This is a genomic window from Streptomyces sp. NPDC042364 (assembly GCF_056437585.1).
In genome coordinates, this window is record NZ_JBWKAJ010000001.1 from 754,285 (window position 1) to 762,629 (window position 8,345).

Here is an 8,345-nt window from a genome sequence, read left to right on the forward strand (position 1 = left end):
TGTGCCACCTGTCCGGTGACCCGGAAGGTTCCGCTCCGATCTGAGATTCATACCGTCGGGTGTATGTCCTCCGAATGGCGCATCCTCGGCGGAGCCCGGCCGTTCTTCAGTGCGTGCTGCGTGCGACCGCCGCAGTGATCGCAGAGGGGAAGGGCTCAGAAGTGAAGAACCTGAAGAAGGCCGCCGCCGTCACGATGGTGGCCGGAGGCCTCGTCGCCGCCGGTGCCGGCATGGCCTCCGCCACCGACGGCGGGGCGCACGCGGGCGGCACGGCCGTCGGCTCGCCGGGCGTCATCTCGGGCAACGTCATCCAGGCCCCGGTCGCCATCCCGGTCAACGCGGTCGGCAACAGCGTGAACGCCGTGGGCATCCTGAACCCGGCCTTCGGCAACCTGGGTGTCAACCACTGACGTTCCGCCCCGGAGCACCGGTGAACACCGGCCTTCCAGACCTCTCTGGAAGGCCGGTCAGCCATGCCGGCGGCCCCGCTACCCGCGCTCCAGGTCCTCCACGAACGCGTTGTACGCCGCGACCTGCGCCCGTCGAGCCGTCCGCTCCACCGGTCGCAACGCGGCCACCCGCGACGCCATCTCCGACGCGCTCACCGCACCGCCGTGCCCGTTCTCGTACGCCAGCGAGATCAGCAACCCCACCCGCTGCGCCAGCTCCAGCACCCGCACCGCCCGCGCCGGATACCCGGGCGCGAGAACCTCCCGGCCCCGCTCGGCCCGCGCCCGATACGCGTCGATCGCCGCCTCCGCCACCGGCCCCGACGCCGCCACGTCCAACCGGGCCATCACGGCCGTCGCCTCCCGCAACGCCTCCGCCAGCTCCCGCTCGGCCTCCCCGAGGGACGGCACATCCGCGGGCGGCGCCTCCCGGACCTCCAGACAGTGCCAGACGACCTCGACATGCTCGTCACCCGTGGGACCCGCCGCGTACACCTCCGGCACCAGCCCCAGCGCTCCGCCGTGGCACACCACGGCCTCCTCCGCCTCCAGCGCCCGCTTGTTGAACTCCGGCGGCCCACTGAGCCCCAGCGGATGCCCGGGGGCGGGCAGCGCCACCCGCAACCCGGTCACCCCCAGCGCCCGCAGCCGCCCCAGCGCGAGTGTCAAGCCGACGGGCCCCGACTCGCCGGGCAACCCCTCCACCCGGTGCACCGCGTCCTCCCCGACGATCGCGAGCACCGCGTCGTCCGGCGAGACAAGTCCGGCAAGAAGGGCGTTTCCCCATGCGGCAAGGCGTCCTGAGCGTGGTTCCGAGAGCATGCCCCCACCCTAAGGACCGGCCGATGGAATGGACGGCCCGACCGGTGGCGTAGATTTCCCTGAGGGCTGCGCCCACCCGGCGGTGGCTCCAACCACAGGCGTACGCGACAGCCGAGACAGGCCGACACTGCAAGGGGAGACAGCGCGCTCATGAGCGATGTTCTGGAGCTGGAGGACGTATCCGTGGTCCGCGAGGGCCGGGCTCTGGTGGACCAGGTCTCCTGGTCGGTCAAGGAGGGCGAGCGCTGGGCCATCCTCGGCCCGAACGGCGCCGGCAAGACCACCCTCCTCAACGTCGCGTCCAGCTACCTCTACCCCAGCAAGGGCACCGCCACGATCCTCGGCGAGACCCTCGGCGGCGTCGACGTCTTCGAACTGCGCCCCCGCATCGGCATGGCCGGCATCGCCATGGCGGAGAAGCTCCCCAAGCGCCAGACCGTCCTGCAGACCGTGCTCACCGCCGCGTACGGCATGACGGCCACCTGGAACGAGGACTACGAGGAGATCGACGAACTGCGCGCCCGCGCCTTCCTCGACCGCCTCGGCATGACCGAGTACGTCGACCGCAGGTTCGGCACCCTCTCCGAGGGCGAGCGCAAGCGCACCCTGATCGCCCGCGCCCTGATGGCTGACCCCGAACTGCTCCTCCTCGACGAGCCCGCCGCCGGCCTGGACCTCGGCGGCCGCGAGGACCTCGTCCGCCGTCTCGGCCGCCTCGCCCGCGACCCCATCGCCCCCTCCATGATCATGGTCACGCACCATGTCGAGGAGATCCCCCCGGGCTTCACCCATGTCCTGATGATCCGTCAGGGCAAGGTCCTCGCCGCGGGCCCCCTGGAACTGGAGCTCACCTCCCGCAACCTCTCCCTCTGCTTCGGTCTCCCACTCGTCGTCGAGCAGGTCGGCGAGCGCTGGACGGCCCAGGGCCTGCCCCTCACCTGACGGCCAACTCCTCCCGCCGATCCGCCGGTCGGGCGCCACGCCTCCACAACCCGGGCCGTGCGCACCCGACTTGGCGGATCTCGCTGTAAGCGATCTTTGACCGTGCGCTCTGTCGGCGGGGCGTTCCCGGTCCTACCATTGACGTCGTGGACAGCATCGACGCATGGGTGTGGTGGCTGATAGGCGCGGCCGGGCTCGGAATCGCCCTCGTCGTGACCGCGATGCCGGAACTGGGCATGCTCGCCCTGGGCGCCGTCGCCGGTGCCGTGACCGCGGGGCTGGGCGGCGGTGTCGTACTCCAAGTGGTCGTCTTCGCCGTCGTGTCCGTGGCGCTCATCGCCGTCGTACGGCCCGTGGCGGCCCGCCACCGGGCCCAACGGCCCGAACTCGCCACCGGGATCGACGCCCTGAGGGGCAAACAAGCCGTCGTCCTGGAACGGGTCGACGGCACGGGCGGCCGCATCAAGCTGGGCGGCGAGATCTGGTCGGCCCGCGCCCTCGACTCCGGGCTGACCTACGAGGTGGGCCAGGAAGTCGACGTCGTGGAGATCGAGGGAGCCACGGCGATCGTCATGTGACCTCGTACGACGCGGTCACGACGCGACCACGCAATGCACCGAACGTCCCACCTGGCAGGCGCTGTTCTGCCAGACTCGACGAGCAAGATCTTCAACAGGCAAACAGGCATAAGATCTTCCACAAGCGCCACGGCGGAGAAGGGCACGGGGAGCGAACGATGGAACCGATCATCATCGTCCTGATCATTCTGGTGGTGTTGGTCTTCATCGCCCTGATCAAGACCATCCAGGTCATTCCACAGGCGAGCGCCGCCATCGTCGAGCGCTTCGGCCGCTACACACGCACGCTCAACGCGGGCCTCAACATCGTCGTCCCGTTCATCGACTCCATCCGCAACCGCATCGACCTCCGCGAGCAGGTCGTCCCGTTCCCGCCCCAGCCGGTGATCACCCAGGACAACCTGGTCGTGAACATCGACACGGTCATCTACTACCAGGTGACCGACGCCCGCGCCGCCACCTACGAGGTCGCCAGCTACATCCAGGCGATCGAACAGCTCACCGTCACCACGCTGCGCAACATCATCGGCGGCATGGACCTGGAGCGGACCCTGACCTCCCGCGAGGAGATCAACGCGGCCCTGCGAGGCGTCCTCGACGAGGCGACCGGCAAGTGGGGCATCCGCGTCAACCGCGTCGAGCTGAAGGCGATCGAGCCGCCGACCTCCATCCAGGACTCGATGGAGAAGCAGATGCGCGCCGACCGTGACAAGCGCGCCGCGATCCTCACCGCCGAAGGTACGCGCCAGGCGGCGATCCTGACCGCCGAGGGCGAGAAGCAGTCCCAGATCCTGCGCGCCGAGGGTGAGGCCAAGGCGGCCGCCCTGCGCGCCGAGGGCGAGGCCCAGGCCGTCCGTACGGTCTTCGAGGCCATCCACGCCGGTGACCCGGACCAGAAGCTCCTCTCCTACCAGTACCTCCAGATGCTCCCGAAGATCGCCGAGGGCGACGCCAACAAGCTCTGGATCGTCCCCAGCGAGATCGGCGACGCCCTGAAGGGCCTCTCCGGAGCCATGGGCAACTTCGGCAACCTGGGCGGCGGCCCCACCGTTCCCAGGCCGGCCGACGGCAACACCGAGCGCCGCGAGAAGCCCGCCATCGACTGAACATGACGCTGGGCCCGCCCCTCCGCAAGGAGGGGCGGGCCCAGCGTCATACGACAGCGGCCGGGGACGCGGTTACGCGGCCCCCCTGGACAGCCAGTCCGGCAGCGCGTCGAAGTCGTCATGACCGAGGGACAGCAGCATCGCGTCCGCCGGCGTCGGCTCGAACGGCTGCCGCAGCAGCGGCATTCCCGCCTCGTCCGGAGTCCGGTTCGCCTTGCGGTGATTGTCCTCCGCGCACGACGCCACCGTGTTCAGCCAGCTGTCCGAACCGCCCTTGGACCGCGGCACCACATGGTCCACGGTCGTCGCCCGCCTGCCGCAGTACGCGCACCTGTGCCTGTCCCGTACCAGCACACCCCGCCTCGACCACGGCGCTTGTCTTCGGAACGGCACCCTCACGTACCTGCAGAGCCTGATCACCCGAGGCGCCGGTATGTCGACCGCGGCTCCGCGCATGCGCAGTTCGGGGTGGGTCTGCTCGACGACGGCCTTGTCCTGCAGTACCAGAACGACGGCTCGGTTGAGCGTCACCGTCGACAGCGGCTCGAAGCTCGCGTTCAGTACCAGCGTGTCCCGCATTCCAGCCCACCTCCTGTGCACCAGCCCACTCCCCGGCGGGCTTGGATCAACTGTGGCCGGGCACGCCGAGATGGACAACGCAATAAAAAATGCCCGCCTCTGATCACTTCCAAGACCAGAGGCGGGCAAACGTTCAATGAACGTCCTGCTTCGCTACTTTTCCGCTACAGCGGCGTACTCACCGATGAGCTGGGCGCGCGCCAGCGTGTGGAAACGGAGGTTGAATCCCACCACGGCGGGCGAAGCGTCGGAATCCGGACCGAGCTTCTCCTGGTCCACGGCGTACACCGTGAACACATAGCGGTGCGCCGGGTCGCCCGGCGGCGGCGCGGCCCCACCGAAGTCACGCGTCCCGTAGTCGTTGCGCGCGTGCACCGCGCCCTCGGGCAGCCCTTCGAACTTCCCCGAACCCGCGCCGGCCGGCAGCTCCGTCACGGTGGCCGGGATGTCGAACAGGACCCAGTGCCAGAACCCGCTGCCCGTGGGGGCGTCCGGGTCGTAGCAGGTCACGGCGAAGCTCTTGGTCTCCGGCGGGAAGCCCTCCCAGCGCAGCTGCGGAGAGGTGTTCCCGCCCGCGTGGACCTGAGCGTCCTTGAGTGTCGCCCCCGGCTCGACGTCCTCACTCGTGACCGTGAAGGACGGCACGGCCGGGTGGAAATCGTGGGGGAGCGGCGGCCTCTTCGGCTCGGTCACCTCGGTACCTCCTGGTGGATCCGGTGGGTTGGTTCAGAGCCTAGAACCAGCTGCGCTTGCTGCCGACCTCCGACAGCCACTGGTTCAGGTAGGCGGCCCAGTCCGTGTTCCCGTAGTCCTGCAGCCCCACCCTGAACGAACGGAACGAGTCGCTGCCCTCGCTGAACAGCCCCGGCTTCTTGTCCATCTCCAGCACGACGTCCATCTCGTGCTGGTCGGCGACGAAGCTCAGCTCGACCTGGTTCAGCCCGTGGTACTGCTGCGGCGGGAAGAACTCGATCTCCTGGTAGAAGGGCAGCTTCTGCCGCGTCCCCCGGATGTGACCGCGCTCCATGTCCGCGTTCTTGAAGCGGAAGCCCAGCTGGATGAAGGCGTCCAGGATCGCCTGCTGCGCCGGCAGCGGGTGCACGTTGATCGGGTCCAGGTCACCGGAGTCGACCGCACGCGCGATCTCCAGCTCCGTCGTCACACCGATGTGCATCCCCGGCAGCGCCTGCCCCTGGATGGTCGTGACCGGCGTCTCCCACGGGATCTCCAGCCCGAAGGGCACCACGTGCACCGCCTGTGCCTTCAACTCGAAGGCACCCCCGAGACGCTGCTTGCTGAACTCGATGTCCTGCTTGTACTCCGTGTCCTGGCCCTCGACCTCGACCCTGGCCTGGAGCCCGACCGACAGCGCCTCGATCTGCTGGTCCACGGAACCGCCCTGGATCCGCACCTCACCCTGGACGACACCGCCCGGCACCACGTTGATCTCGGTCAGCACCGTCTCGACCGAAGCGCCACCGGCCCCCAGGCTCGCGAGCAGTCGCTTGAACCCCATGTCTGTTCCTCCCGTCAGGCAATGCCTGTGCTTCTGTGTGGCTCTGTAGTTCTGTGTGGGTGGATCGCGTGCATCGCTCTGTGTGGCGTGGACCCTTGATCCCTACAAACGCGAACCGACGGCGACCGGTTCCGTGTCCCCACACTTCCAAGGAGGACGCCTCCTCGCCACCCACCGGTCCGCACCCGTCTGGACTACGCTCGTACGCCATGATCGCGACCCCCGACCGTACGCCCCTGCCCCGGGAGTTCTTCGACCGCCCCGTCCCGGAGGTCGCCCCCGACCTCCGGGGACGCAGCCTCGCGCACACCACCGGGGGCGGTCCGATTGCGCGGTCGGCATGAACGTCGACCTTCTCGCCCATCCTGCCGAAGAGGTCGCCCCCGGGCTGCTCGGGAGCGTCCTCACCTGCAGGACCCCCGAGGGAACCGTGAGCATCGTCATCACGGAGACCGAGGCGTACTCCGGTACGGCCGACCCGGCGTCCCATGCCTACCGGGGCCGGACGCCCCGTAACGCCGTCATGTTCGGACCCGCAGGACACCTCTATGTGTACCGCTCCCACGGTCTCCACTGGTGCGCCAACGTCGTCACCGGGACGGACGGCATCGCGTCGGCTGTCCTCATCCGGGCAGGCAGGGTCATCGAGGGGGAGGACCTGGCACGCAAGCGGCGAGGGGAGCGAGTCGAGAGTGCACGCCTTGCCCGAGGGCCGGGTAACTTCTGCCAGGCTCTCGGCATCACGGGAGAGCACAACGGCGCAGACCTCCTGGCCGGCACCTCGGTCATGTTGTCCGAGGGCGAGCCGGTGCCCACCGCGCTCATCCAGGTCGGTCCTCGCGTAGGCGTGAGCAAGGCCCACGACTGGCAACACCGGTTCTACCTCGCCGGTGATCCGACGGTCTCGGCCTACCGACTGAGTCCCAGAGCCAGACCGTCCGCCGGCCCCTGAGCCGCTGTACGCTTCGCTCTCGGCGGGTCGGCGGGGAAGTCTGGGCCGGTCAGACGTAGGGACGGGTGGATGAGCGCGGATATGGAGCGGGAGCCCTGGGAACTGCGACCCGGGGAAGGCGTGGGGCCGCTGCGGTTCGGGATGTCTCCGGCCGAGATCGCCGACGCACTGCTGGTCTCCGGGCCTCTGGCACGGGTCGGCGGTCCGTACGACCAGGAAGACTTCCCGGACGGGGTGAAGGCGTTCTACGACGCGGGCAAGCTCGCATGCGTCGCGCTGGACGCGGTCACCGGTCCGCAGGTCTTCCTGGCCGGCTTCCCGTTGGCAGGGAGCGATCCGGCGCGGGGCCGGCAGTTTCTGCTGGACCACGCAGCTGAGCACGGCAACTGGGTCCTCTACACCCCCGACCAGTCGCTGTCCCTGACCGATCTCGGACTTGTTCTGCGTTCGCAGTGGGTCGGGGAAGCGCGCCTTACACGTCCGCTCTTCGTCAAGGAGGAGTGGCTGGAGTCCCAGTACTTCCGAGACCACCTTCCGCTTGAGGATGCCTCAGCCTGAGCGCTGAGCGCTCCATCTGTCCGGCCAGTGCCGGTCGGGAGGCGACCGGCCGGCGCGGGAGGTCGGGAGGGTCGGTGCGAGCGCGGTCCTGCCGCGCACAGGCGAGGTCATCAAGGGCGCCGCGCCCGCCCGCAAACGTCGAATCTCGGCCGAAAGTGACAAGGAACTGGCCAAAGGGCCGGTCCTCCTGGCCGCGGCCCTGGACGTGGACCGGGCCCTCGACGCCACGGACACCTGCTCGCCGAGACCCCCCTCTACGGTTCCGACCGGCACCCCCGTCGCACTCCGACCAGGTACGCAACGGTTCCCATGCCGGTGTCGCGGGGGACGGAGGCGGCCGCCCCCGGGCTTCCGGATCGCCGACGACCTCACCAAGCGCCCCTGTCGGGCACACGTCCCCCGTCGCCGCCGAACTTGACTCGCCTCCTGCCGGTCCGTAACGTAGCCCGAGCCGCTTGAACCGGGTACGGCAGTCAGCCAGCAGCCGGAAGCGGCCACCCACTACCTACGACATCCCCTCGGCGGGGGCGAATTAGGCATGCCCTGATTCGAGTCCGCAGAACTCAATTATGAGTTGCCGAGGGAATCGGCTAACGTAGTGAATGTCGAAAGGCCGCGAGGGAAACCGAGAGGCCCGGAGACGGCCGAAAGGCAAATCCCGCCGACAGGGAATCGGATCGGAAAGCGATCTGATAGAGTCGGAAACGCAAGACCGAAGGGAAGCGCCCGGAGGAAAGCCCGAGAAACACTCGGGTGAGTACAAAGGAAGCGTCCGTTCCTTGAGAACTCAACAGCGTGCCAAAAATCAACGCCAGATATGTTGATACCCCGTCTACCGGATCT

The 8,345-nt window shown here is 68.8% G+C and carries 11 protein-coding genes and 1 pseudogene; 8 read left to right on the forward strand and 4 right to left on the reverse strand.

The genetic code is table 11. The annotated features are described in order from the left end of the window. Window positions 1-161: 161 nt before the first annotated feature. On the forward strand, window positions 162-410 hold the full coding sequence (chpE, locus tag AC067N_RS03290; RefSeq protein ID WP_478677149.1) for a chaplin ChpE: 249 nt from the start codon (window positions 162-164) through the stop codon (window positions 408-410). Window positions 411-488: 78 nt separating this feature from the next. On the opposite strand, the gene AC067N_RS03295 is transcribed toward chpE, so the two are convergent. Further along, on the reverse strand, window positions 489-1,271 hold the full coding sequence (locus AC067N_RS03295; protein WP_478677150.1) for a hypothetical protein: 783 nt from the start codon (window positions 1,269-1,271) through the stop codon (window positions 489-491). Window positions 1,272-1,421: 150 nt separating this feature from the next. On the opposite strand from AC067N_RS03295, the gene AC067N_RS03300 reads away from it, so the two are divergent. From AC067N_RS03300 to AC067N_RS03310, 3 genes are all read left to right on the forward strand, one after another. Then, window positions 1,422-2,213 (forward strand): ABC transporter ATP-binding protein, encoded by a 792-nt coding sequence (locus AC067N_RS03300; RefSeq protein ID WP_478677151.1) that lies wholly within the window; start codon window positions 1,422-1,424, stop codon window positions 2,211-2,213. Window positions 2,214-2,359: 146 nt separating this feature from the next. Then, window positions 2,360-2,791, forward strand: coding sequence for an NfeD family protein (locus AC067N_RS03305; protein WP_478677152.1), 432 nt, complete (start codon window positions 2,360-2,362; stop codon window positions 2,789-2,791). 158 nt (window positions 2,792-2,949) lie between these two features. Beyond that, window positions 2,950-3,897 (forward strand): SPFH domain-containing protein, encoded by a 948-nt coding sequence (locus AC067N_RS03310; RefSeq protein WP_468096436.1) that lies wholly within the window; start codon window positions 2,950-2,952, stop codon window positions 3,895-3,897. A gap of 72 nt (window positions 3,898-3,969) precedes the next feature. Here the strand turns inward: AC067N_RS03310 and AC067N_RS03315 are convergent, their stop codons facing one another. From AC067N_RS03315 to AC067N_RS03325, 3 genes are all read right to left on the reverse strand, one after another. Beyond that, window positions 3,970-4,476 carry an HNH endonuclease gene (locus tag AC067N_RS03315; protein WP_466806798.1) on the reverse strand — a complete coding sequence of 169 codons (507 nt, stop codon included), beginning with the start codon at window positions 4,474-4,476 and terminating at the stop codon, window positions 3,970-3,972. A 153-nt stretch (window positions 4,477-4,629) separates the two neighbouring features. Continuing rightward, window positions 4,630-5,169 carry a YbhB/YbcL family Raf kinase inhibitor-like protein gene (locus tag AC067N_RS03320; RefSeq protein WP_478677153.1) on the reverse strand — a complete coding sequence of 180 codons (540 nt, stop codon included), beginning with the start codon at window positions 5,167-5,169 and terminating at the stop codon, window positions 4,630-4,632. A 40-nt stretch (window positions 5,170-5,209) separates the two neighbouring features. Then, entirely contained in the window at window positions 5,210-5,992 is a 783-nt protein-coding gene (locus tag AC067N_RS03325; protein ID WP_478677154.1) for a sporulation protein, read from the reverse strand. 209 nt (window positions 5,993-6,201) lie between these two features. Here AC067N_RS03325 and AC067N_RS03330 point away from each other — a divergent pair. The 4 genes and pseudogenes from AC067N_RS03330 to AC067N_RS03345 form a co-directional block, all read left to right on the forward strand. Further along, window positions 6,202-6,303 (forward strand): annotated as a pseudogene (locus AC067N_RS03330) (DNA-3-methyladenine glycosylase); the annotation flags it as partial. Between the two features lie 29 nt (window positions 6,304-6,332). Beyond that, a complete protein-coding gene (locus tag AC067N_RS03335; RefSeq protein ID WP_478677155.1) occupies window positions 6,333-6,944 on the forward strand; it encodes a DNA-3-methyladenine glycosylase in 612 nt (203 codons plus the stop codon). A gap of 69 nt (window positions 6,945-7,013) precedes the next feature. Continuing rightward, complete coding sequence (locus AC067N_RS03340; RefSeq protein ID WP_478677156.1) at window positions 7,014-7,502, forward strand: hypothetical protein; 489 nt, start codon at window positions 7,014-7,016, stop codon at window positions 7,500-7,502. Window positions 7,503-7,590: 88 nt separating this feature from the next. Next, complete coding sequence (locus tag AC067N_RS03345) at window positions 7,591-7,920, forward strand: hypothetical protein (RefSeq protein ID WP_478677191.1); 330 nt, start codon at window positions 7,591-7,593, stop codon at window positions 7,918-7,920. Window positions 7,921-8,345: the final 425 nt, after the last annotated feature.